We start from the raw sequence: 24,124 nt of genomic DNA, 5'->3' as shown, positions 1-24,124 counted from the left end.
ATCGGTGGCAAGGGGATATATTGCAAAGTTAGTTTTTTGTCATCAGTGCTATTTGGACCGGAAGGGCGGTTAGCTCTTCAACTTAAAAATACGATGATGACATTTGAACAAACGGGTCTAAAGCCCGAACTACTCAGCGCCATTTCAGAAATGGGCTTTGAGCAACCGACTCCTATTCAGGAGAAAACGATCCCACACCTTATAAACAACGACAACGACTTGATTGCATTGGCGCAAACAGGAACCGGTAAAACGGCTGCTTTTGGATTGCCTCTGCTTCACAACGTTGATCTAAACAGCAAAGCCGTTCAGGCATTGGTTTTGTGTCCAACCCGTGAGCTGTGTTTACAGATTACCCGCGACTTAGAGGCATTCTCGAAAAACCTGAGAGGGTTTAAGAATGTAGCCGTTTACGGTGGTGCCGATATCGGCAAGCAAATTCGCGAACTACGCAGTGGCGCACAAATTGTGGTCGGAACGCCTGGTCGCGTACATGACCTTATTCGTCGCAATGTGCTAAATGTGAGCGATATCCGATGGTTGGTGCTTGATGAGGCAGATGAGATGCTCACCATGGGGTTCAAAGAAGAAATGGATGCCATTTTGGCGAATACGCCAGCGATTAAGCAAACCTTATTGTTTTCTGCAACCATGCCGGCTGAAATCACCAGCATGTCTAAGAAATATTTGCGTAATCCAGAGGAATTATCTGTTGGAAAGCGTAATCAAGGCTCTGATAATGTACAACATCACTACTATGTTGTGCACGCTAAAGATAAATATGCGACACTAAAACGTATCGCAGACAACTATCCGAATTGCTATGCGATTGTATTCTGCCGTACCCGCATGGAAACACGTGAAGTTGCTGAGCAATTTATGGCTGATGGTTACAATGCCGATGCACTTCATGGTGACTTGTCGCAGGCGCAACGCGATCATGTAATGGGGCGTTTCCGCAGCAAAAACCTGCAAATGTTGGTAGCGACTGATGTTGCTGCCCGTGGTTTGGATGTGACCGAGTTGACTCACGTAATCAACTACAGCTTGCCGGACGACCCGGAAGTTTATATTCACCGTAGCGGACGTACCGGACGCGCCGGAAAGAAAGGTATTTCAGTTTCGATTTTGCACATGTGCGAAACAGGAAAGATGCGTCAGATTGAGAAAATTTCGCAAAAACGATTCGAACGGAAATCGGTTCCGGGTGGCGAGGAGATTTGTGAAGTTCAATTGATGCACCTGATCGATAAAGTTGCTCAGGTTGAGGTGAATGAATCTCGAATCGATCCATATTTGCCAGCCATTATGGAGAAATTTGAAGGATTAAGCAGCGAAGATATTCTGAAACGCTTTGTGTCGGCCGAATTCAACAGCTTCTTGTCGTACTATAAAAATGCGCCTGATCTGAACGTGAGAGAGAAAGAATCTCGTGGACGCGATCGCGATCAGCGCGGTAGTTCTCGTGGTGGAGACCGGATGGACTTTTCGCGTTTGTTTATTAACGCCGGGAAAAAGCAAAATTTGAATGCGTCTCGTTTGTTGGGTTTGATTAATGAGAACCTTCAACGCAAAAACATCGAAATCGGTAAAATCGACATTCAACGTAAGTTTTCATTCTTCGAGATTGATAGTCGTTACGAAGCTGAATTGATTAATGCGATGAGCCGTGCTTCTTTGGACGGACATGGATTGAAGGTTGATCGGGTTACCGCCGAAGAACGACCACCATTCCAACGCAACCGAGGAAAGAAAAAAGAATTTTCAGGAGCGTCGGGAAAACGTAGCAGAAAATAGACCAAATTAAACAAGATTCATATCTGCACCGCATTTTGATCAGTTACTGATCAGAATGCGGTTTTTTTTGTGCTTGAGAAATGGCAAAAAGAAAACCGCCAGCAAGTTGCTGACAGTTCCCAAACAAAAACTAAAAATGTAAATTCGAATTAATGCACTTCTTTTAAAAGTTGTTCTGCTCGCTCTAATATTTGTGTGTCGTCTAATAAAACAATTCCGCCATTTGGCCCCGGTTCTACATGTATTCCAACAGATCGTCCACGATCATAATTAGCTCCTCCAAAATAATTCCTGACGGTTTCAACTTCCAAATTAAACTCTTCGGCTAATTGGTGAATTGACCCCTCAGGTAGACTGTCTTTGATTTTACGAAGCTCGTTGAAGGTGATTTTTCTCTCCATGACAGTAAGATTTTATGGTTATCAAATACTTATTAACTCCCATAAAGTTAGAATTAATAAATTAATAACATATCTAAAAGGGAGCGCACGCATGGTTTGAATGGGCGTGGTGGTGACAGATAAAATTTGTTGTAACCTTTTATTGGTGTCGAAATACTTGTCTTGATGGGGATTTTGAGGGGTGGAGGTGTTCGAAAGAGACTGATGTGTTAAAAAACATTTTAACAAATTTTAATAGTCTCACAGTCCTCTGAAAAGGCTGTCGTAAATAATTTGATGAAGGGCAGGACGGATGTTTAGTTGGCTGATTTTATTGTTGTTGCGAGTTGGGTTCACCCGGTTGGAGAGGAAGACCAACAGAATCTTATATTTCGGGTCCATCCAAACGAAAGTGCCGGTAAACCCGGTGTGTCCAAAACTCTCCGGACTGGCACTAACCGCCGGAAAAGCATTTTCCAGTGTGTTCTTATGATTGTCAATAAAGGGTTTGTCGAACCCTAGTCCACGGCGGTTGTCGTTTTTGGGGTATTGAATCCGGGTAAACTCGGCTATGCTTGTGGAGTCGATGAATTTGACTCCTCCATAATGCCCATATTGAAGGTACATCTGCATCAGTTTTGCCAGATCATTCGCACTTGAAAATATACCCGCATTTCCGGAAATACCACCTAGCATGCTGGCGCCTTCATCATGGACATATCCGTGCAATAATTCATGTCTGAATAGGTCGTCCTGCTCTGTTGGTACAATCTGCCGCAACGGAAAGTGTTTGTAAGCATTGTAAGTGATGGTTGATGCACCCAGTGGTCTGTAGAAATTATCAGACAGGTAGTCTTCGTAATCCCGATGGCTTAATTCCTCGATAATATTTGGGAATATAAGGAACCCCAGATCGGAATAGGTGTACTTTGCTCTGCTTAGCAGGGTTGAATTTTTTATTTCCTCATAAATCCGTTCTTTGTTGTGGCGATCCATGTAGAGGTGAGAGCAAACGCGGATATTAAAGTCGTTGTCCGGAGTATCGCGAAACACGGACAATCGTGAATTGCCATTTTTCTTCAATTCATTCTGCCAGAATGGGATCCATGGTTTTAGTCGGGCCTGGTGTGCCAGAACTTCACGTGACGTCATCTTTTCCTTATCTGTTCCCCGAAAAGGTGGCCAATAAAACGAAAAGGGCAGGTCGATATTGAAACTTTTTTCGTCATACAATTTCATTAAGGCCGGCAATGGACCTGAAATTTTTGTAACAGAAGCGATATCGTAAAGGTCGGATTCTTCTACCGGCTCACGTTGTTCGTAGGTGTGGTGTCCGTAGGATTTGTTGAGAATAACTTTTCCATCAATCGCAATCAGAATCTGACAGCCGGGGAAGGCTTTTTTGTTAATCCCAAGTTGAGCGATGCTGTCGACCCGGCGTTGCAAATAGGATGATGAGACTTTCACTTCCTCGGGAATTGTATATTTCAGGCGATCTACTTTTTTAAGATCAAGTCCATCGTTCAATCTGAAATAGGAATTGACGTTTACCGGTAGCCTGCCATTTGCAGCGATTGAACCAAATAGTGCCTGCGCTGCCAATTCTTCTGTAATCGAGTTTTCCTGATAGCTAAGCAGCAAGCCGTCAACGGTCTCAATACCCGGGATTTTTGCCAGTGAATAGGCATTCCCGAAAACCGCAAGGATTAGTTTTTTATCGTTCAGTTTTTTTATCCAGTCACTCATTCCGGCGGTTGTTCCATAGTTTCGACTCGGTGACAGGTTCAGGTTGTGTATGCCTCCTATAACTAAGTTGTAGGGTTTTAGTTGCTTCACAAGTCGGTTTATTTCCTCGGGTGTGGCTTCTTTTTTTAGGTTGAAAAAGTCTACAGCCATGAAGCGGGATGCCATTTTCTGAAAGGCTGTTTCTGATATTCGGCCGAAAGAAACTACGGCTACCTTTAGTGTGTCCAGTCGCTCAAGTGGAAGTAGCTGGTCGCGGTTAATCAAGGCGGTCAGCGATTGTTCATGTAGTAGCCTTTGGGTGAGTTGGTAGGATGGCTTGTTCAATTCTTCCTGAATAGCAGTCGCGTCAGTTGTGCGCAGGGTGTCCAGTCCCATCCATTTTTTCAGAGCCAAAATTTTGCGACAGTGTAAGTCAATTTCGGCTTCCGAGAGATCATTTTTCTGAATTGCCTTGTTTACCTCGTTTATCGCATCATTCAGGTCGGGGACAATCTCGAGCATGTCGTTACCGGCTTTTAACGCTAATACAGCCGCTTCTCCTGCTTTGTAGAGTTTTGTCACCCCATGCATATTCATCGCATCGGTAAAAACTAATCCTCCAAATCCCATATCCTCGATTAAGCGCCCCTGGATGATACGTGGTGAAAGAGAGGCCGGTAGTTTTTCGTTAGGTTCCAGGGCCGGTACGCGGATGTGTGCTGTCATGACGCCGCCAATTCCGCTGTCAACTAATTGTTTAAAAGGAAAAAGCTCAACTTCACGTAAGTGTGATTCGCGATGTTTGATTTGGGGTAGCCCAATGTGGGAGTCGACATTTGTGTCGCCATGTCCCGGGAAGTGTTTAGCTACGGCCAACAGTCTTGAATCCTGCATCCCTTTGGCATAGAGCCACGCTTTACGGGCCACATTCTGTGGGTTTTCGCCAAAGCTTCGGTAGTTGATGACCGGGTTGTTCGGATTGTTGTTGACATCGCTTACCGGCGCGAAATTGATATGGACTCCCATGCGCCTGAACTGAGTTCCAATTTCCCTTCCCATTTGGTAAATCAGGCTGTCGTTTTGTATTGCTCCCAGCGCCATTTGCAGTGGGTATCGCGGGGTGTCTTTCAACCGGAAGGCCGGTCCCCATTCGCCATCAATGGCGATCAGCAGGGGGATTTGACTTGCTTGCTGGAACAGGTTAGTCATCTGCACTTGTTTTGGCGCAGTGCCCTGCATAAAAATAATTCCACCAACCTGGTGATTCCGAATGTCAGCCAGAACAGCATCGGGGGTTGAGTTGGTCTCGCTGTATGCTTGCACAATAAAGAGCTGACCGATTTTTTGCTTAAGACTCATCTTCTGTAAAGTGCTGTCGACCCAGGCGTCATGCAAATGATTCAGAAAGGCTGGTTTTGTTTGCGCTGTTGATATTATGGGGCAAAAAAGCACTATTGAAATTAGTGCTACTCGCAGGTATTTCATTGAATAATTGTTTGATTGTTAATTGTCTGATGGAACGATCATGTTGTTGGACGTCATTGGGGTTGGTGTGTGACGACGCACGAACAAGCTTGTTTCATTGTTTTCTGTTTTCGATTTCAAAATTAATAAAGTTTAAGTGAACATGGAAAATCGGGAACGAATTAATCTCGTTTTGTTACATTCGTAAAAACAATTGGTTTGGTATGAAGTTTTTCGTTTTGGAACTTTTATTCCTGGTTAGTTGCTGTGTTGGCAGGACTCAGGATGTTAGGTGTGGCGCAGATCTCCCGGAACGGTATATGGGTTTGCTGGAAGGGCAAAAGATCGGGTTGGTTGTTAATCATAGTTCACGAGTTGGCGAACAGCATTTGCTCGATTTTTTACTTGATCGTGGAGTGTCTGTTCAAAAAGTGTTTTGTCCGGAGCATGGTTTTCGGGGAGACGCGGATGCTGGCGAACTTATTGGCGATCAGGTAGACGAGAAGACCGGGATACCAGTGGTTTCGCTATATGGTAAAAATAAAAAGCCGACCACTGATCAGCTGAAAGGCATCGATTTGCTGGTGTTCGATATTCAGGATGTTGGTGTTCGGTTTTATACCTATCTGAGTACCTTGCACTATGTGATGGAGGCCTGTGCTGAGAATCAAATTCCGTTATTGCTTCTTGACCGACCGAACCCTAATGGCGACTACATTGCCGGGCCTGTGCTCGACTTAAAGTTTCAGTCTTTTGTTGGTATGCATCCAATTCCCATTGTACATGGTTGTACGCTCGGCGAAATGGCGTTAATGATTAACGGCCAGCATTGGCTAAAAGATAGTTTGCAATGTCGTGTTACCGTTGTTCCGGTTGAGAATTATACCCATCAAACACCCTATTCACTTCCGGTGAAGCCATCTCCAAATTTGCCAAATGACCTGTCAATCCGCTTGTATCCATCGCTGTGCTTTTTTGAGGCAACTACGATGAGTATCGGGCGGGGAACACAGTTCCCATTTCAGGTTGTTGGTTATCCCGATCGCCAAATGGGGTATTTTCAATTTACACCGAAAAGCATCCCCGGGATGGCTAAAAAACCTAAGCAGGAGGGTAAGACTTGCTATGGTGAAGATTTGCGGGGCGAAACGCTTTCTCATCGATTTAGCCTGGGGCTTTTTCTAAAATATTATCACCATTTCAAAAAGGAACCGGATTTTTTAAGTTCTCCGAATTGGCTCAACCTTTTGGCAGGGACCGACGAATTGCTAAATCAGATTCGCTCGGGAGCTACTTTGGGAGAGATCGAGGATAGTTGGCAAAAACCACTGGAGGATTACCGAAATATGCGTCGAAACTATCTTTTGTACCCCGATGAAAATCCGTTAAAATGAGCCCACTTATCGTATTTGTTGTCATCGCGTCGTATTTTTTGTTATTGATGCTTATATCGGTCTTGACTTCACGTCGGGCTGATAATATGAGCTTTTTCAATGCGAACAAGTCATCGCCTTGGTATTTGGTTGCTTACGGTATGCTGGGCGCCTCTTTGTCCGGTGTTACTTTTATCTCGGTTCCGGGTGAAGTGGCGAATTCGTCATTCGCGTATATGCAATTTGTGTTCGGTAACTTGGTTGGTTATTGGTTGATCGCTTTTCTTTTATTACCATTTTATTATCGTTTAAATCTTATTTCAATCTATTCATTTTTAGAAGAACGACTCGGTTTTTATAGTTTGAAAACAGCTTCGTTTTTCTTTCTGTTGTCGAAAGTGATTGGAGCTGCTTTCCGGCTCTATTTGGTTGCCTTAGTTCTGCAATTGGCTTTTTTCGATGCTTTTGGCTTGCCCTTTTCTGTTTCGGTTGCCGTGAGTATTTTTTTGATTTGGCTTTACACGTATCGTGCAGGAATAAAAACGATTGTGTGGACAGACACACTTCAGACTACATTTTTGGTGATGGCTGTCGTGTTTACGATTTGGAAAATTAGTGATGCGATGGGGTTCAGTGCGATGCAGATGACTTCTTCGGTGTCGGATAGCGCACGAAGTCAGATTTTTGATTGGGAATGGCGGTCTCCTAATTTCTTCTATAAGCAATTTTTTGCCGGTATCTTTATGGCAGTGGTGATCAATGGGATGGATCAGGATATTATGCAGAAGAATCTCACATGCAGGAACTTGGGAGAGGCCCGTAAGAATATGCTGGTATTTAGTTCTTTGTTTGTTTTTGTGGTGCTGTTGTTTCTTGGGCTTGGCGATTTACTCTATCAATACGCCGATTTCCTGGAGGTGAACTTGCCTCCAATGAGCGATCAGGTTTATCCTTTTCTGGCTCTCAATCATCTTGGGTATTGGGTTGCCGGAGCTTTTTTAATTGGGATAACTGCTGCTGCTTTTTCTAGTGCCGACTCAGCCCTGACGGCCATGACCACTTCATTTTGTGTCGATTTTTTAGGATTGGAAAAATCGCAGAACCGAGCAAGTACAGCAATAAGGAAATGGGTTCATGTCGGCTTTTCGGTGCTGTTGGTTGTTGTAATCTTACTCTTTAAACTAATCAATGATCAAAGTGTTGTGGTAGCCGTATTTAAAGCTGCCGGGTACACTTATGGCCCAATTCTTGGCCTTTTCACCTATGCTTTCTTTGTAAAACGGCCTTTGTATGATCGTTTTGTGCCAATCGTAGCTGTTGTGGCACCGCTTCTTACATTTCTAATTTCCGCTAATTCAGAGGCCATGTTTTGGGGATATAAATTTGGGTTCGAGCTTCTGATTGTCAATGGGGTCCTTACGTTTCTTGGGTTGGTTGCCATTCGAAGAAGAGTGTGATTTAACGTTTTCTTAGCATTGCGCAGAAATGTTAAAAATTGTGAAAATGATTTCGTAATTTAGCGTACTATAGGCAGGGATAAACGCGTTAAACCTAAAACTAATTCTTGAAAAAACTCACCTACATATGTTTTCTGGTTGTTTCGTTGGCCTATTTGATATCCTGCGAAGATGAAAAATATCTGACAGCCACGGATGCGAAGCTGGTTTTTTCTGTCGATACGGTGAAGTTCGATACAATTTTTACGACAATAGGGTCTACGACCCAACACCTAAAAGTCTATAATCCCTACGATCAAACTGTTTTAATTTCCAGTATCCGATTATTGGGGCGAGACGACTCTAGATTTCGAATCAACATAAATGGCATCCCCTCCGATGAGTTGTTTGAAGTTGAATTGCCTGCCAAGGACAGTATGTATGTGTTTGTTGAAGTAACGATTGACCCCTTGGGCGATGATCAGCCAATTATAGTAAAAGACTCCATCGAATTTATTACAAATAGCAACTTGCAGTATGTTAACCTGGTTGCGTGGGGTCAGGATATTGAGCTAGTGCGGGACGCGATTACTGAGTCAACAGAGTGGACGAATGAAAGACCCTATGTTGTGTATAGCAATACAAGTGTTTCAAAGAATGCTATACTTACCGTTGATCCCGGAGCTCGCATCTATTTTCACAAAGGCACAGGATTGTACGTGCAAGGGAGGTTAGAGGTGAATGGAACGCTTGAGGAACCAGTTGTTTTCCAGGCTGATCGCTTGGAGGAGGTTTACAAGGAGGTTCCGGATCAATGGAACGGCATTTTGTTGTATTCAGGTAGTCATGACAATGTGTTGAATTATGCAGAAATTAAAAATGCCAATATTGGTTTACAGGTCGGAAATATCGAGAATGAAGGGTATGCATCGGTGCACATCCAAAATACGAAAATTTATAATCATGCCTACGCAGGTATATTCGCTCTGAAATCAAAGATTACCGCCTATAACAATTTGATATACAATTGTGGGTATTACGCAGCAGCCTTGCTAATTGGCGGAGAATATGAGTTTTATCACACCACAATGGCAAACTATTGGGGTGGATATTCTTCACGCACACGAACAACAGCTTCGTTAATGATTTCTGATCATGTTGTGGTGGAGCAAGCGGATGGAAAAAATGTGACTTACTCGGGTGATCTGACAAAAGCCCATTTTGCAAACAGTATTATTACAGGAAACATTATTACAGGCAATGAGTTGGAACTAGCTAGCTTGGGTGAGACCGAATTCAGCTACCGTTTCGATCACTGTTTATTGCAAGTTGCCGATACGATGAATGTGGATAATTCGAAATACTACCGCGATATTCTTAAAAATGTTCAACCAAGGTTTATCGATCCGTACGTGAAGATGAATTTTGAGTTGGATACCCTAAGTGCGGCTAAGGACTCCGGATTAGACGAAGTTGGCAGTTTGTTCCCTTTCGATCTGTTGAATCAAAATCGTACCCTTGATGAAGCTCCAGACCTTGGTGCATATGAGCGCGTGGAAGAAGGCTCTAATTAGTTTGCTCTTGTGGCTGACTTTTGCTTGTTCTGCATTGGGTCAGCCGGTCAAGCAAAATCAATCCCTTTCAATTCTTTTTTATAATGTGGAAAATCTTTTCGATACCGAGAATGATCCTTCGGTCGAAGATGAAGAATTTTGTTCCGGTGGACTAAGGAATTGGAATTATTTCCGGTTAAAGGATAAATTGAACAAGGTTTCGAAAGTAATTTTGGCATCGGCAGGTTTCGATACTCCGGCAATTATTGGTTTGTGTGAAGTTGAAAATCGGGACGTATTGGAGCTTCTGGTTTCTGAAACACCGCTCAAAAGTTTAGGGTATCGTTTAATTCACAAAGATTCGCCGGATGAAAGAGGCATTGATGTTGCGTTGCTTTACCGGCCAGATAAAGTCGAACCCTTGTTCTATCAGTATCATCCGGTGGCTAACAAAAACGGGACGGTTTTGACTACCCGGGAAATACTTCAGTGCGACTTTAAAATAATTCGTGACACGCTAACTGTTTTTATCAATCACTGGCCATCGCGATATGGAGGGCAGGCTGAAACTGAGGCCGATCGGATGCTGGCTGCTGCGAATTTGAAAGCTGCTGTTGACGAGTGTTGCCGGATGCGGGAAAAAGCCAAACTGGTCATCATGGGCGATTTTAACGATCAGCCAACTGATGTCAGTATTAAAAAGGTTTTGCAGGTGGTGGCAGTTGATGATCCTGCTCAAGAAGCAGAATTGATAAATCTCTCAGAGGTATGGAGCCCCAAAGGAACTTTGAAACACCAACAGAGTTGGCAGATTTTCGATCAGATTATCGTGTCGGATTATTTGCTCTGCAATACGTCCTGTTTTTGCTCGGCAAATGATGCCAGACCGGTCGAGCTGCCTTTTTTGTTTGAGTCCGATGAGCATTGGGGAGGGAAGCGTCTTTTTCGAACCTATCGAGGGTACACCTATGCCGGCGGGTTTTCAGATCATTTGCCGGTGCTGTTGAAACTACACCTTTCAAACTAGGATTTTACCGGAGTGAGTCCAAGTTCCTTTGCCACTTTAAGCATAAATCGAACCGCCTCATCATGGCTGTTGTGGATTTCACCTTCCAGAATGGCTTCTTTAATGGCGTTTTTAATTTGTCCAACTTCGCGGCAGGGAGACAACCCAAATAGCTCCATAATTTCTTCGCCCGATACAGGAGGTTGAAAATTCCGGACGTGATCCCTTTCTTCCAGATCCTTAAGCTTCTCCCGAACCAGTCGAAAGTTCTTCATGTATCGCTTTACCTTTTCCGTATTCTTTGAGGTGATGTCTGCTTCACAAAGGGTCATCAGATCATCAATATCATCACCTGCTTCAAACAAAAGTCGCCGAACAGCAGAATCGGTCACTTCTTCTTCTGAAAGAACGATTGGGCGCATGTGCAACGAAACCATCTTTTGGATGTATTTCATTTTCTCATTCATTGGCAATTTCATCCGGCGGAATAACCCGGGGATCATTTTCTCGCCAACATGATTGTGAGCATGAAAGGTCCAGCCAATGCCGGGTACAAATCGTTTGGTCCTGGGTTTGGCAATATCGTGAAGTAAAGCAGACCAGCGCAACCAGAGGTTATTCGTATTGGGGACTATCCGGTCGAGTACTTCTAAGGTGTGGTAGAAGTTGTCTTTGTGGGCTACACCTTTTTGTTCGTCAATTCCTTTCATTTGGTGTAATTCCGGAAAAATCAACGGCAAAAGCCCGGTCTTGTCCAATAGCTTAAACCCGATTGACGGCTTATCGGAAAGGATGATCTTATTTAGTTCCTCAATAATCCGTTCTTTTGAGATGATATTGATCCGATCGCGGAAATCGCTAATTGCCTTCAGGGTATTCTCCTCGATCATGAAGTTTAATTGTGTGGCAAAACGAATTGCCCGCATCATTCGTAGTGGATCGTCAGAGAAGGTGATACCCGGTTCGAGCGGGGTGCGAATAATCTTATTGTTCAAGTCGGAGATACCGTCGAATGGATCTACCAGCTCGCCAAAATTCGCTTTGTTCAACCCAATCGCCAACGCATTAATCGTGAAATCTCTCCTTTTTTGATCGTCCTCCAATGTCCCGTTTTCAACGGTTGGTTTTCGCGAATCCTGAGAGTACGATTCTTTGCGGGCACCAACAAATTCAACTTCCCAGTCGGAGCTTTTAATCATGGCTGTCCCAAAATTTTTGAAAACGCTCACAGGAGTTTTAGGTCCTAAACGCTTGGCAACGCATTTGGCTAAATCAATTCCGCTACCCAGGGTGACCACATCGATATCCTTTGAATTTCGTTTCAGGATGAGATCCCTGACAAAACCGCCGATAACAAAACATTCCTGATTTAATTGATCGGCTTCTTCTGATATAATTGAAAATATGGGGTGTTCTAAATGCTCTCTCATGAATCAACTTCTAGCAGTTCTAAACGAGGTTAAAGGATATTTATGTCATTTTGTTCAAAAGCGTGACAAAATTACAATTATTTCGTCAAGATAAACCGAAAATAAAGTTTTAAATTTATTGGTACGCGAATTGATATCTAAATATCTAAAAAAGTATATATTTGTATTTATTAAAAAACAATTGCTATGTTAGAACATTTAACCAAAGAAACATTCAAAGAAAAAGTATTCAACTTTGAACTCAATAAAGAATGGAAGTATGAAGGATCCAAACCTTGTTTGATTGATTTTTATGCAGACTGGTGTGGCCCATGTAAAATGGTTGCTCCGGTGCTCGAAGAATTACAAAAGGAATATGGTGACAGTCTCGATATTTATAAGGTAGATACAGAAGACCAACGTGAATTAGCCGGAATGTTTGGAGTCCAAAGTATTCCTTCGCTATTATTTGTTCCGGTCGATGGTCAGCCGCAAATGGCCCAGGGAGCACTTCCAAAGGCGACATTTGAACAGGCTATATCTGAGGTTCTTAAGGTTGAAAAACCAGCTTAAGTCAAAACGATTTTATGGGAGACTAATGGTTGATATTAAAAAATATCCAGAATTTTCTCAAGTTGAATTCCTCTGGAACCTTTGATCAGAATCAGGCTGTCTTTCATTTGTTTTTGTTGACGTAAATAGTTTGCAAGAAGTTCGATTGATTCGAACTTCTTCACTTTTGTGCCTGTTTTAGTTTGGCAAAATACAGAACCCACTAAGTAGATTGTATTCAAATGCGACTCCAAAAGAAAGTCTGCTATTTTTTGATGTTCGTCAGTCGAATATTCTCCCAATTCAAGCATGTCGCCCAAAATCACCAATTTTGTTGCATGATCAATGGTGCTGAAATTTTGCAGTGCCGCGAGCATGCTGGTGGGATTCGCATTGTACGCATCCATTATTATTCGATTGGTGCCACGTTGAATCAGTTGCGATCGATTGTTGGTTGGCGTGTATTTCTCAATCGATTTTTGGATCAATAATGGATCAATTTCAAAGTGAAAGCCAACGCGGGCTGCTGCCATTATATTTTCGAAATTGTATGCACCCAACAGCTTCGACCGGATATACAACCAGCCTTTCGGGAAAAGAACTTTAGCTGTTAAGAAGTACGGTGAGTCTTCTGCTTCTCCGCGTAAGTCGGCTTGGTCGGTTGTTCCGTAGGTTAACTGTTCGAGTCCTGCTGATTGCTTAAGCAGAAGTTCGTTGTCGGCGTTTACAAAGCATTTTCCTCCGCTTTCCCGAAGGAAGTCATACATCTCCGATTTCGTTTTAATTACTCCTTCGAACGAGCCGAATCCTTCCAGATGAGCTTTGCCCATGTTCGTAACCAATCCCATGTTTGGCTCGGCAATTTTACACAAATCATAAATTTCGCCCGGATGATTTGCTCCCATCTCAATAATCGCCAACTGGGTATCGGTAGTCATCTTTAGCAATGTTAGCGGAACTCCGATATGGTTGTTCAAATTGCCCTGGGTGTATGTAATATTGAATCGATTTTGTAAAACCGACGCGATTAATTCTTTGCTTGTTGTTTTGCCATTTGTCCCGGTGATCGCCAGAACGGGAATGCCTAATGTTCGGCGGTGGAGGTTTGCCAGTTCCTGAAGACTTTTCAATACATCGTCAACTAAAATAATCCTGGAATCAATCGCATAGTCCTGATTGTCAACTATCGCAAATGCAGCTCCTTTTGTAATTGAATCAGCAGCGAATTGATTGCCGTCGAAATTTTGTCCTTTCAAGGCAAAAAACAGACACCCATTGGGAATGTTGCGGCTATCGGTTGATATAACGGGGTGTTTTTCAAATAACTTGTAAAGCTCTGTTGTTTTCATGGGTGTACTAAAAAAATAAAACCTCATCGCAAAAATGAGGTTTTTTATCTGTTATATCAATTTGTTCTTGATTAAAATCCCTGAGGACTTCCAACTCGTGTCATGGCACAACGGAATCCCAGATCATTGGTTGATTCTCGTTGGTCCTTGTATCTGCGAGTTCCAGGAATCAGCCAATAAGGGCGATCTTTCCAGGAGCCACCTTTATAGACCCGTATTTTGTCGGTTATAAGCGATGTGAAACCACCGTCGTCACCTTTAGATTGAACATACATGTTTTCTGTTTGCAGTTTATCGCGTTCTGTGTTCCAATCTTGTCCTTCAATAATTTGCGACTGATAGTCACCATCTTGATAGTTACGAAAATCAGCGACAGTGTCAACAGCTAACTGACCAAATTCATCGAGAATCAAATTGCCATCCTGATCTTTTTTGTAATTGGTGTAAACAGTTCCCCTGAACGGTTGAAACTCGTTGACTTCTTCTTGTGAAAGCGGACGATAGACATCGGCTACCCATTCGTTTACGTTACCTGCCATACAAAACAGGCCGAAATCGTTCGGGTTGTAGGAATTAACCGGCGCGGTAATGTCAGCATTATCATTTAATGCTCCAGCCATACCCATCATGTCACCTCGACCCCGAACAAAGTTAGCGTTCATTCTTCCCCGGTCTTTGCGGCTATCATCACGCAGATAACTTCCGTTCCACGGGTACAGTTTGCGTTCCGTCAATAACTCACCTTCAGTGTTGCCGATCAAGCCATAAGCTGCATATTCCCATTCAGCTTCGGTTGGCAGGCGGTAATCAGGTAGCAGGATTCCATCTTCCCATCGAATTCGTCTGGCGTTTCCACTGGCATCTTCGACTGGTTTGTTTCCCTGGTTGCCTTCATACATACCAGCCAGGTAGGTTTCGGTGGTGAAAATATTCTGGCCCGATTGGGTATTGTCGTGTGCCAATACACCACGGTTAATCAGCAATTGCTCGTTTACCCGGTCGGTACGCCATTTACAATAAGCCTGAGCTTGTTCCCAGCTAACTCCAACAACAGGATATTTACTGTAAGCAGGATGTCGCAGGTAGTTTTCGAGGTATGGTTCATTGTAAGCCAATTCTTCTCTCCAAACCAACGTGTCGGGAAGGGCTTCCATGTATTTGTCGGGACGTTCAGGATATACGCGCTGAATCCAATATAGATACTCGCGATAATTCAGATTCGAAACTTCACATTCATCCATGTAGAATGAAGCAACAGTCACCCGGCGAGGAGAATTATTCCAGTCGTACATGACATCTTGCTCAACTCTCCCCATTGTGAAAGTTCCACCCTGTATGAATTTCAATCCCGGGCCTGCAAATTGTGCATATTCAGCATCCGCCTGAAATCCTCCGTTTTCAGGTTCGTTGAATTCCCATCCGGTTGTGTTCGAGGTATTTTTTTTGCTAAATCCGCCACCGTCTCCTTTAAATAGGCTACAACTGGCAAAAAGCACACTCAACCCCACGAATAATATGGCTTTAAATTTCATCTTTGCGAATTTTCAGTTTGATTTTCTCTCGACAAATATAAATAAATAGTTCAATATGAATCGAACGGCTTTTAGAACTTTGATCTAACGTTGAACTACCTGTTGTTATTGTCTCTTGTGAAAAATTTGTCACATACAGGGCGAATCTTTCAGATTTGGTTTCACCTGAAATAATTCTGACGCTCATCCGTTATTGGTCAGGATTTGTTAAATTGCCGCATGAGAAAAACGCTGCACCTGATTATATTATTGTCTCTGAGTGTAAATCTTTATGGAATTCCCTCAGCATTGATGCGTCTACCCATATTGACACAGCAGGCAACAGAAGATGATAATGTTCTGGCAGTGGAAGAGACCGCACAGATTCCCTCCGGGGCAGCTCAGGCTGTGCAGCTTAGTGCGGCTGAATGGGCTAGTTCATCTGTTTTGGCAACTGGAAATTGGGTGAAGATAAAATCTACTACACGAGGAATTTATCAGATCTCGTATAATACATTGCGTTCCTGGGGGTTCTCCGACCCGTCGAAGGTGCGTTTATATGGTAGCGGTGGATATATGCTTTCAAAGCTAAATGATGAGCCGTTTATGGACGATTTGCAGCAAAATCCGGTATGGCTCGGGAAAAATTCGAATAACGCAGATTGTCTCTTTTTTTATGCCGGTGGCACTATTCGTTGGTCGTATTACAGTTCTGTTGGCGCTTTTAAGCACGAAGGCAATGACTATTCAGATGAGAGCTATTACTATCTCTCCGATCAGGGTGAGCCACTTTTTATAGAGTCTATTCCGGTGGAAACAACAGAGCATGGAACGGATGTTTATTCTTTTTTAGACTACCAACTTTACGAAACAAATCTGGAAAACTTAATTCAATCCGGACGAAGGTGGTTTGGCGACCGTTTTCAGCCAGCGCAATCACGCGAGTATTCGTTTACTGTTGCCAACCCGTTAGCGAGTCAGCCGATTAGTGTTTATACCGAAACAGCAGGTCGATCATCGCTAAGTTCATCATTTTCGGTATACCTAAATAATAGTCTGAAAGGAACCGTAACTATGGCTGCAGTTTCGACCGGTGATCCGATTGCGCAATATGCGTCAGTTGGGCAGCAGCGTATTTCAATTGCCGACAATCAAACAACTTATAATTTCCGATTTACATACAATGCGACAAATAGCTCTGCGATTGGATGGCTCGACTATATTGAGCTCAATGTACAGCGGGAGCTAAAGATGGTTGGCTCGGTGATGAATTTTCGCGACCCGGCAAGCGTGGAGACAGGAACCGTTAGTCGGTTTAATTTGAGTAATGTCACGAGCGACCTTCAGGTGTGGGATGTTACCGACAATTTGAGTCCCAGGGCAGTTTCATTTTCGCAACAATCAGACTTGGTTCAGTTTACCTTGGGAACTGATTTATTGCGTGAATTCGTCGCTTTTTATCCGAAGGGAACTATTCCGGAAGCGACAAAAGTTGAGGATGTGGCGAATCAGAATCTCCATCAAATGGAAATTCCGGAAATGATCATTATTAGTCATCCTGACTTTTGGGAGAGTGCGTCTGAGCTCGCTGCTTTCCATGAAGAAAGCGACCTGATGGATGTTGAGGTGATTGAGCCCGGCAAGATTTATAATGAGTTTTCGTCGGGGATTCCGGATGTTGCCGGTATTCGTAATTTTTTGCGTTTCTGTTACGATAAATCGAACGCAGGGAGCGGACAACTAAAGTATCTGCTTTTCTTTGGCGATGGCAGTTACGATAATCAGAATATTTTGGGTGAAGGATTGAATTTTATTCCGACTTATCAATCTGAAAATTCACTTCTGCCCACATCTTCTTTTGTTTCCGATGATTTTTTTGTTTTACTCGATTCCGGAGAAGGGGAATATAGTGGTTTGATTGATCTGGGGGTTGGGCGAATTCCGGCAAACACAGTTGAAGACGCCCAAATTGCAGTAGATAAAATAAAGCAATATCGAAGCACAGATGCATTGGGTGAGTGGCGAAACGATATTTGTTTTATTGCCGACGATGAAGATGTAAACACGCATATGTCGCAGGCGGATCAGTTGGCCGATATTGTCGCTGCAGAAATGCAGGCTGTCAACACAAGTAAGATATACTTTGATGCTTACACCGAAGAGTCTAGTCCTAGTGGCGATCAGTATCCCGACGTGACGGCAGCTATTAATAGCAAAGTGAAAGATGGAACGCTTATCCTTAATTATACCGGTCATGCCAATGAATTGGCTTTGGCTGAGGAAAAGGTGCTTGGGGTTCAGGATATTGAAAGCTGGGTCAACTATAGTAAGCTGCCGGTTTTTGTAACTGCTACCTGCGAGTTTAGTCGATTTGATAGTGATGAGAAATCGGGAGGCGAGCATATTCTTTTTAACCCAAACGGTGGCGGAATCGCTTTGTTCAGTACAACAAGAGTCGTCTATTCAAATCCAAATTTTGTGTTGAACAGCGAGTTTTACAACCAATTATTTCAACGAGATGCAGATGGGAATTATTTGCGCATGGGAGATGTCATGAAGCGCACCAAGAATGCTGTAAACACAGGGATAAATAAGCGGAATTTCATGTTTTTGGGCGATCCGGCTTTGAAGTTGGCGATTCCACAGTATGAAGTTGTAACTCGAACGATTAATGGCGTAGATCCATCTGCGCTGGTTGAGCCAATCGGTGCTCTTTCGAAAGTAACAATTACAGGTGAGGTGGTGGATGCGGATGGTAATCGGATGGCTGATTTTAATGGGGAGTTAATTCCTGTGGTTTACGACAAAGAGGTTCAGACTAAAACGATTGGTAACGGGGGTGAAACACCATTTGAGTACAAAATACGTAATAATCGAATCTATCGGGGTGTCTCGAGTGTGACAAACGGGCAGTTTGAATTTTCGTTTATCGTTCCAAAGGATATCTCGTACGCCGTTGGAAGTGGCAAGATTATTTATTATGCCAGCAATGGCAGTATTGACGCGCACGGGGCAAACAGTAGTTTTCAAATTGGTGGTAATTCCGGGAACGTATCGTCTGATGTACAGGGGCCGAGTATTGAGTTATACCTGAACCAACCATCATTTCAGGAGGGGGATCAGGTTGGCGTAAACTCAATATTGTACCTTAAACTATCAGATGAGAGTGGAATAAATACGCTTAGTACAGGAATCGGACACGATATTACTGCTGTTTTAGACGGCGATAATTCGAATGTGATTGTTTTGAATGATTATTATCTGGCAGATCAGGATAGTTACACGACCGGTACAGTCGTTTATCCATTCACGAACCTGTCGGTCGGTGAGCACAGTCTGACAGTTAAAGTGTGGGATGTATTGAATAACTCGACTGAAGTCACGGTAAGTTTTGTTGTAACAGAGGAGTTTCTGATCGAAGATGTGGTCTGCTATCCGAATCCGATGGATGACTTTTCACGGTTCAAAATAATTCACAATCGCCCGGATGATGTGGTTGATGGAAGAATCGAGTTTTTCGATTCGAATGGACGCCTGCTCGACATTATTGAGCAAAAAATATTTTCAAATGGTAACGAAACCGAGCCAATTTTATGGCAAGTTACCGATCGGCAGGTACTCGTTCGGTCCGGAACCTGCGTGTATCGGGTCGTTTTAACCGGCACGGATGGCGCTTCGGCCAGTAAATCAGGGGTGCTGATTATTTTAAGAAGATAGCACAGTCGTGATACTATTTGGAGCTTTTTCCCGTTTAACTAGGAAAATAGTCTATATAAGTCTAAATAGTTATCTTTGCAGCCAAATCAAAAATGAATAAAATGAGATGTCAATTTGTATTGACGATGCTTGTCGCGTTGTTATTTTTAGCTTCAGGTAAGTCTTTCGCACAAAGTTCAACATCAGGATCGAATGTTGTTTCGACTGCTGTTCCGTTTCTAACAATCGCTCCCGACTCACGGGCCGGAGCCATGGGGGATGCGGGTGCTGCAACCTCTGCGGATATGAATTCTCAGCACTGGAACCCAGCGAAATACGCTTTTATTGAAAGTAATATGGGAGTGGCTTTGTCTTATTCTCCTTGGTTGCGTAATTTGGTTGATGATATTAATCTGGCTTATCTGGTTGGCTATAAACGTTTGGATGACCAGCAAGTAGTAAGTGCTTCACTTCGCTATTTTTCGCTAGGTAGTATCACGTTTCGAAATTCTATTGGGGAAGACATGGGGCAGCAGAATCCCAATGAGTTTGCTTTAGATTTTGGCTATACCCGGTTGCTTTCCGAAAAGTTTTCGGGCTCGGTAGCGTTGCGCTATATTCGTTCCGATTTGACTGGTGGGGCTAGTTTTGAAAATACTGAATCTCATGCCGGTAACTCGTTTGCTGCCGATATCGCGTTTTATTATCGCAATGAGATGCGGCGGAACCGTAAAAACTCAGTGTTTTCTGCCGGTATCAACATTTCAAATATCGGGAGTAAAATTTCATATACCGACGGTGAAACCAAAGACTTCATTCCGGCAAACCTTCGTCTGGGAACGGCTTACGAAGTTGAATTGGATAATTATAACGCCGTTTCGTTTGCATTCGATATAAATAAGCTGCTGGTGCCAACTCCCAATACAAGAACGGTTACCGATGATGATGGAGTTATTGTTGATCCCCTATATGAAAGTGACCAATCTGTAGTCGCCGGAATTTTTAGTTCATTTACAGATGCTCCGGGTGGTTTTGAAGAAGAATTGCAGGAAATCAATCTTTCATTCGGTGTTGAATACTGGTATCAGCAACAGTTCGCGCTGAGGGTTGGGTATTTTCACGAGAATGAAAACAAGGGAAACCGGAAGTTTTTGACCGCTGGTGCTGGGTTTAAATTGAATGTATTTACGCTCGACTTTTCGTATTTATTCCCAACACAAAGCAATCACCCATTGGCCAACACCCTACGTTTCTCTCTGGCCTTCGATTTTGACGATTTAAGTAAGAAGAGACGATAATGGTAATACGGGTAGGATTGGGCTATGATGTTCATCGTTTAGCCGAAGGAGAAAGTCTGTGGCTGGGAGGAATACAAATTCCACATTCTAAAGGAACAGTCGCTCATTCAGATGGAGATGTGTTAATTCATGCCATTTGCGATGCTATGCTTGGTGCCGCTAAGCTACGCGATATCGGGTATCATTTTCCGGATACTTCTTCCGAATTTAAAAACGTTGATAGTAAGCTATTGCTGAAAAAATGTCAGTGCTTGATTGCTGATAAAGGCTATCGGATTGGCAATATCGACGCGACAATAGCTGCGCAAAAGCCAAAACTCAAAGATTATATTCCGGGAATGGAAGATAAAATGGCTGAAATTCTGGAGGTTGATTCCGATTTGGTTTCCGTTAAGGCGACAACAACCGAAATGCTTGGTTTCGAGGGACGTCAGGAAGGAATATCAGCTTATGCTGTTGTATTAATTGAAAAGGATTGATCGAACGAAGCGAGCGTTGTACAGATTTCAAACAAAGGCAACCTAAAAACTCTACGAGTTTCACAAGTGATTCAAACGATTTTCAAGGGGCTGTTGTTTGATCCAACAGAGAATCAAAAGCATAATTTAAATAGATACCTGTGAAAAAAACATTAGTAATTGGAGCCAGTACAAATCCGGAACGCTACTCCTATAAGGCAATTACAGCATTGCGGCAAAAAGGCCATGAAGTGGTTGCTTTAGCAACAAAAGCTGGAAAAGTTGGCGACGTTAGCTTTGTAACAAACACTCAGCCATTGGAGGGGATTGATACCGTAACGATGTATATCGGGCCGCGACACCAAGATAGCTATATGGACTATATTGAGCAATTGAAACCTAAGCGGGTAATATTTAATCCGGGAACCGAAAATGACGCTTTTATAAAGCGACTTGAAAATAACGGTATCCAGCCTGAAATCGCGTGTACGCTTGTGTTGCTAAGTATTGGTCAGTACTGATGCTTGAATTCAACGGATCTTTCATCGAATTTTCAGCACTGTTACAGCAGAAATCGGCTGTATTGGCTTATTTTTCAACCGAAGAGTGTCAGGTTTGCAAAGTGCTAAAACCAAAGGTCATTGAGATGATAACGGAACACTTTGAGCAATTGAGCCCGGTTTATGTGCCGATAAATACTAATCCTGAGATTGCCGGTCAATGTCGGATTTTTGCAGTCCCCACAATTGTTATCTTCTTTGAGGGGAAAGAGTTTATTCGAAAGAGCCGGGGGTTTAGTTTGGAAGAGTTGAAAAATGATCTTTTACGTCCGTACCGATTGTTGTTTTCCTGATTGGAATTTGAATTACTAGTAAATAAATCTATTTTTGAACAACGAAAATAAAAGCTTGCTTGAAGAGAGTCTTAGAAAAACTGGTTTACATTGTCGTTTTCCTAATCTGTGCGCTAAATTGTTATAGTCAAACGGCAAAGATCGATAGCCGTTCCGCTTTAATCCCGCAACTCGACGGGAAAGAGTTGGTTGAGGTTTATATTGACTTGTCTAAAGAGTACCAGTATCTCGACCCTTCTAAAGTAATTGAATACGGCAAAATCGCGCTTGATATCGCAAGTGAAAACAGGGATCGTCCCGGAGAGACAAAGGCTCATCTGATAATCGGAGCCGGATATATGTTGTCCGGAAATTTTGAGGAAGGCAGAATTAATACAGAGAAAGGTCGAGAGTTAGCTGAGGAGATCGGTGATCAGCAATTAATAATGCAGGGGCAGATTACGATGGCTTCGTATTATATGAATCATGGTCGTTATCCGAAGGCATTGGAGTTGTATCATGAGGCACTGGCCAAAGCCGTTGAACTAAAACTTGACGACAAAATAGCGATCATCCAATTGAATATTGGCTCCGTTTTAACAGCAAAAGGAGATCGGGTGAGTGGCTTGCGTTATTTGCTCAATGCATTGGAATATTACCGGAAAAAAGAAGACTCGAATATCGAAGCCCGTATCTTAAACAACATCGCGGTCAACTACCATTCCTGGAAAGATTATGATCGGGCGCTGGAATACTACCTGGAAACCTATGAGCTGAATAAGAGACTCAACGATTTCGTTGGTCAGGCGATTGTATTGAATAACATCGGTGAGATTTATAAAGATAAAGGGGTATACGAAAAAGCAATTTCTTATTATAATCAGGTAATTCAAATTTCAGATAGCATTCAGTCCGGGGATTTTGATCGAGCCTATGCCTGGCTTGGGCTGGGAGAGGTTTATATGCTAAAAGACGATTTTGAGAATTCGGATCGATATCTGGATTTAGCCTTGTCTACTTTTGTAGAGGTGAAGATGCAGGATGGAATCGCTAATACGAAATATGTTCTGTCACAGGTCAGTCTGGAGAAAAATCACCTTGAGCAGGCTTTGAAGCAAATTAATGAGACGAGAGATTTAGCGAAGGAATGCGGTGTAATTGATTTGGAACAACAGTCATGTCAGCTTAAAGCGCAAATACTAAATCGGCTAGGTAGATATAAAGAGGCTTATGCGTGCATGGAGGAATATTCGAATATTTCCGACTCATTGTACAATCGTGAGCGTATGAGTAATTTCGCGCAAGTTCGGTCAGAGATGGATTTCGCTCAGAAGCAAAAGGAAGTTGAGCTTCTTCAAAAAGACAACCAAATTAAGGATCTCGAAATTAAGAAGCACAAATATAGTACGTTGATCTTGTCACTGGGGATTGTTTCGCTGATCTTGATCTCGCTGGTGATGTTATATTTTATTTCGGAACGTAAGAAAGCAAACGATTTGCTCACCTTTAAGAACCGAAAAATTGGTTTGCAGCATCAGGAGTTGTTGAAAGTGAATGAAACCAAGGACAAGTTTATGTCGATTATCGGCCATGATTTGCGAAACCCTATCGGCGCTTTTAAAGATGTGATCGGGCAATTGGCCGACTTCCCGGATATGTTTCCGGAGGAACTCCGTCAGCAAATAATTAACGAACTGCGCGACGAAGCGGAGAGTACCTACTTTTTGTTGGATAATCTTCTGTCATGGGCCAAAAATCAAAAAGACACCATCAGTTTCAAGCCGGAGCGGCTGGATCTGTCGTCATTGGTAAAAAGCAACATTCTATTGAACTCCCGGTTCGCCGAGAGCAAAAAAATAAAGGTAATTACCAAACTGGAAGGAGAGCTGTTGGCTTATGCGGATTTCAATATGGTGAATCTCATTTTCCGCAATCTACTCTCCAATGCGATTAAATTTACCGGTAGCGGCGGTTCAATTAACGTCACTGCAAATGAGCAGAATGACTTTCTGATGATTTCAGTCCAGGATACAGGGGTGGGAATTTCACCCGACGATCTTTCAAAGATCTTCAACCCGAACGACCATGTTTCAACCTACGGTACAAATCACGAAAAAGGGTCAGGTTTGGGACTTTTGCTCTGTAAGGAATTTGTAGACGCTAATGGAGGAACTATCAGCGTAGATTCAGTTCAGGGGGAGGGAAGCACTTTTTCTTTCACGTTGAAAAGATACAAGGATACAATTTAAGCAGATCTGTTTCGTCGATTACCCACAGATTCTGGC

Annotated in this window: 17 protein-coding genes; 12 read left to right on the top strand and 5 right to left on the bottom strand. The window is 43.0% G+C overall.

The window, feature by feature from the left end:
• The first annotated feature begins 93 nt into the window (after nucleotides 1-93).
• Nucleotides 94-1,797, top strand: coding sequence for a DEAD/DEAH box helicase (locus tag ABZD21_RS14410; protein ID WP_372775760.1), 1,704 nt, complete (start codon nucleotides 94-96; stop codon nucleotides 1,795-1,797).
• A 149-nt stretch (nucleotides 1,798-1,946) separates the two neighbouring features.
• On the opposite strand, the gene ABZD21_RS14405 is transcribed toward ABZD21_RS14410, so the two are convergent.
• Together ABZD21_RS14405 and ABZD21_RS14400 are read right to left on the bottom strand one after the other, a co-directional pair.
• Nucleotides 1,947-2,198 (bottom strand): DNA-binding protein, encoded by a 252-nt coding sequence (locus ABZD21_RS14405; protein ID WP_372775759.1) that lies wholly within the window; start codon nucleotides 2,196-2,198, stop codon nucleotides 1,947-1,949.
• Between the two features lie 240 nt (nucleotides 2,199-2,438).
• Nucleotides 2,439-5,387 (bottom strand): glycoside hydrolase family 3 N-terminal domain-containing protein, encoded by a 2,949-nt coding sequence (locus tag ABZD21_RS14400; protein WP_372775758.1) that lies wholly within the window; start codon nucleotides 5,385-5,387, stop codon nucleotides 2,439-2,441.
• Nucleotides 5,388-5,590: 203 nt separating this feature from the next.
• Between ABZD21_RS14400 and ABZD21_RS14395 the strand changes: the two genes are divergently transcribed.
• The 4 genes from ABZD21_RS14395 (at nucleotide 5,591) to ABZD21_RS14380 (ending at nucleotide 10,755) form a co-directional block, all read left to right on the top strand.
• Entirely contained in the window at nucleotides 5,591-6,760 is a 1,170-nt protein-coding gene (locus ABZD21_RS14395) for an exo-beta-N-acetylmuramidase NamZ domain-containing protein (protein WP_372775756.1), read from the top strand.
• Entirely contained in the window at nucleotides 6,757-8,196 is a 1,440-nt protein-coding gene (locus tag ABZD21_RS14390) for a sodium:solute symporter (protein ID WP_372775755.1), read from the top strand. Before ABZD21_RS14395 ends, ABZD21_RS14390 begins: the two co-directional genes overlap by 4 nt.
• 107 nt (nucleotides 8,197-8,303) lie before the next feature.
• On the top strand, nucleotides 8,304-9,749 hold the full coding sequence (locus ABZD21_RS14385; protein ID WP_372775754.1) for a hypothetical protein: 1,446 nt from the start codon (nucleotides 8,304-8,306) through the stop codon (nucleotides 9,747-9,749).
• Nucleotides 9,697-10,755 carry an endonuclease gene (locus ABZD21_RS14380; RefSeq protein WP_372775753.1) on the top strand — a complete coding sequence of 353 codons (1,059 nt, stop codon included), beginning with the start codon at nucleotides 9,697-9,699 and terminating at the stop codon, nucleotides 10,753-10,755. The genes ABZD21_RS14385 and ABZD21_RS14380 overlap by 53 nt, the downstream gene beginning before the upstream one ends.
• On the opposite strand, the gene ABZD21_RS14375 is transcribed toward ABZD21_RS14380, so the two are convergent.
• Complete coding sequence (locus ABZD21_RS14375) at nucleotides 10,752-12,164, bottom strand: CCA tRNA nucleotidyltransferase (RefSeq protein WP_372775752.1); 1,413 nt, start codon at nucleotides 12,162-12,164, stop codon at nucleotides 10,752-10,754. The genes ABZD21_RS14380 and ABZD21_RS14375 overlap by 4 nt on opposite strands.
• A 186-nt stretch (nucleotides 12,165-12,350) precedes the next feature.
• Here ABZD21_RS14375 and trxA point away from each other — a divergent pair, with 186 nt between their 5' ends.
• Nucleotides 12,351-12,716, top strand: coding sequence for a thioredoxin (gene trxA / locus ABZD21_RS14370; protein ID WP_372775751.1), 366 nt, complete (start codon nucleotides 12,351-12,353; stop codon nucleotides 12,714-12,716).
• Nucleotides 12,717-12,751: 35 nt separating this feature from the next.
• On the opposite strand, the gene murF is transcribed toward trxA, so the two are convergent.
• Complete coding sequence (gene murF, locus ABZD21_RS14365) at nucleotides 12,752-14,071, bottom strand: UDP-N-acetylmuramoyl-tripeptide--D-alanyl-D-alanine ligase (RefSeq protein WP_372775750.1); 1,320 nt, start codon at nucleotides 14,069-14,071, stop codon at nucleotides 12,752-12,754.
• Nucleotides 14,072-14,115: 44 nt separating this feature from the next.
• Nucleotides 14,116-15,576: an SUMF1/EgtB/PvdO family nonheme iron enzyme gene (locus ABZD21_RS14360; RefSeq protein ID WP_372775749.1), complete on the bottom strand. Its 1,461-nt coding sequence runs from the start codon at nucleotides 15,574-15,576 to the stop codon at nucleotides 14,116-14,118.
• Nucleotides 15,577-15,795: 219 nt separating this feature from the next.
• On the opposite strand from ABZD21_RS14360, the gene porU reads away from it, so the two are divergent.
• The 6 genes from porU to ABZD21_RS14330 all read left to right on the top strand — a co-directional run bounded on the left by porU (nucleotide 15,796) and on the right by ABZD21_RS14330 (nucleotide 24,088).
• Entirely contained in the window at nucleotides 15,796-19,272 is a 3,477-nt protein-coding gene (gene porU, locus ABZD21_RS14355; RefSeq protein WP_372775748.1) for a type IX secretion system sortase PorU, read from the top strand.
• Between the two features lie 101 nt (nucleotides 19,273-19,373).
• Complete coding sequence (gene porV, locus ABZD21_RS14350; protein ID WP_372775747.1) at nucleotides 19,374-20,549, top strand: type IX secretion system outer membrane channel protein PorV; 1,176 nt, start codon at nucleotides 19,374-19,376, stop codon at nucleotides 20,547-20,549.
• Complete coding sequence (ispF, locus tag ABZD21_RS14345) at nucleotides 20,549-21,028, top strand: 2-C-methyl-D-erythritol 2,4-cyclodiphosphate synthase (protein ID WP_372775746.1); 480 nt, start codon at nucleotides 20,549-20,551, stop codon at nucleotides 21,026-21,028. Before porV ends, ispF begins: the two co-directional genes overlap by 1 nt.
• Nucleotides 21,029-21,168: 140 nt before the next feature.
• A complete protein-coding gene (locus ABZD21_RS14340; protein ID WP_372775745.1) occupies nucleotides 21,169-21,528 on the top strand; it encodes a CoA-binding protein in 360 nt (119 codons plus the stop codon).
• Nucleotides 21,528-21,860, top strand: coding sequence for a thioredoxin family protein (locus ABZD21_RS14335; RefSeq protein WP_372775744.1), 333 nt, complete (start codon nucleotides 21,528-21,530; stop codon nucleotides 21,858-21,860). Before ABZD21_RS14340 ends, ABZD21_RS14335 begins: the two co-directional genes overlap by 1 nt.
• A gap of 59 nt (nucleotides 21,861-21,919) precedes the next feature.
• Nucleotides 21,920-24,088: a tetratricopeptide repeat protein gene (locus tag ABZD21_RS14330; RefSeq protein WP_372775743.1), complete on the top strand. Its 2,169-nt coding sequence runs from the start codon at nucleotides 21,920-21,922 to the stop codon at nucleotides 24,086-24,088.
• Nucleotides 24,089-24,124: the final 36 nt, after the last annotated feature.

Origin of the sequence: Mangrovibacterium sp., assembly GCF_041596335.1 — a bacterium.
In the GTDB taxonomy this organism is placed as follows: domain Bacteria; phylum Bacteroidota; class Bacteroidia; order Bacteroidales; family Prolixibacteraceae; genus Mangrovibacterium.
This window is presented reverse-complemented; position numbering and strand designations above follow the sequence as displayed.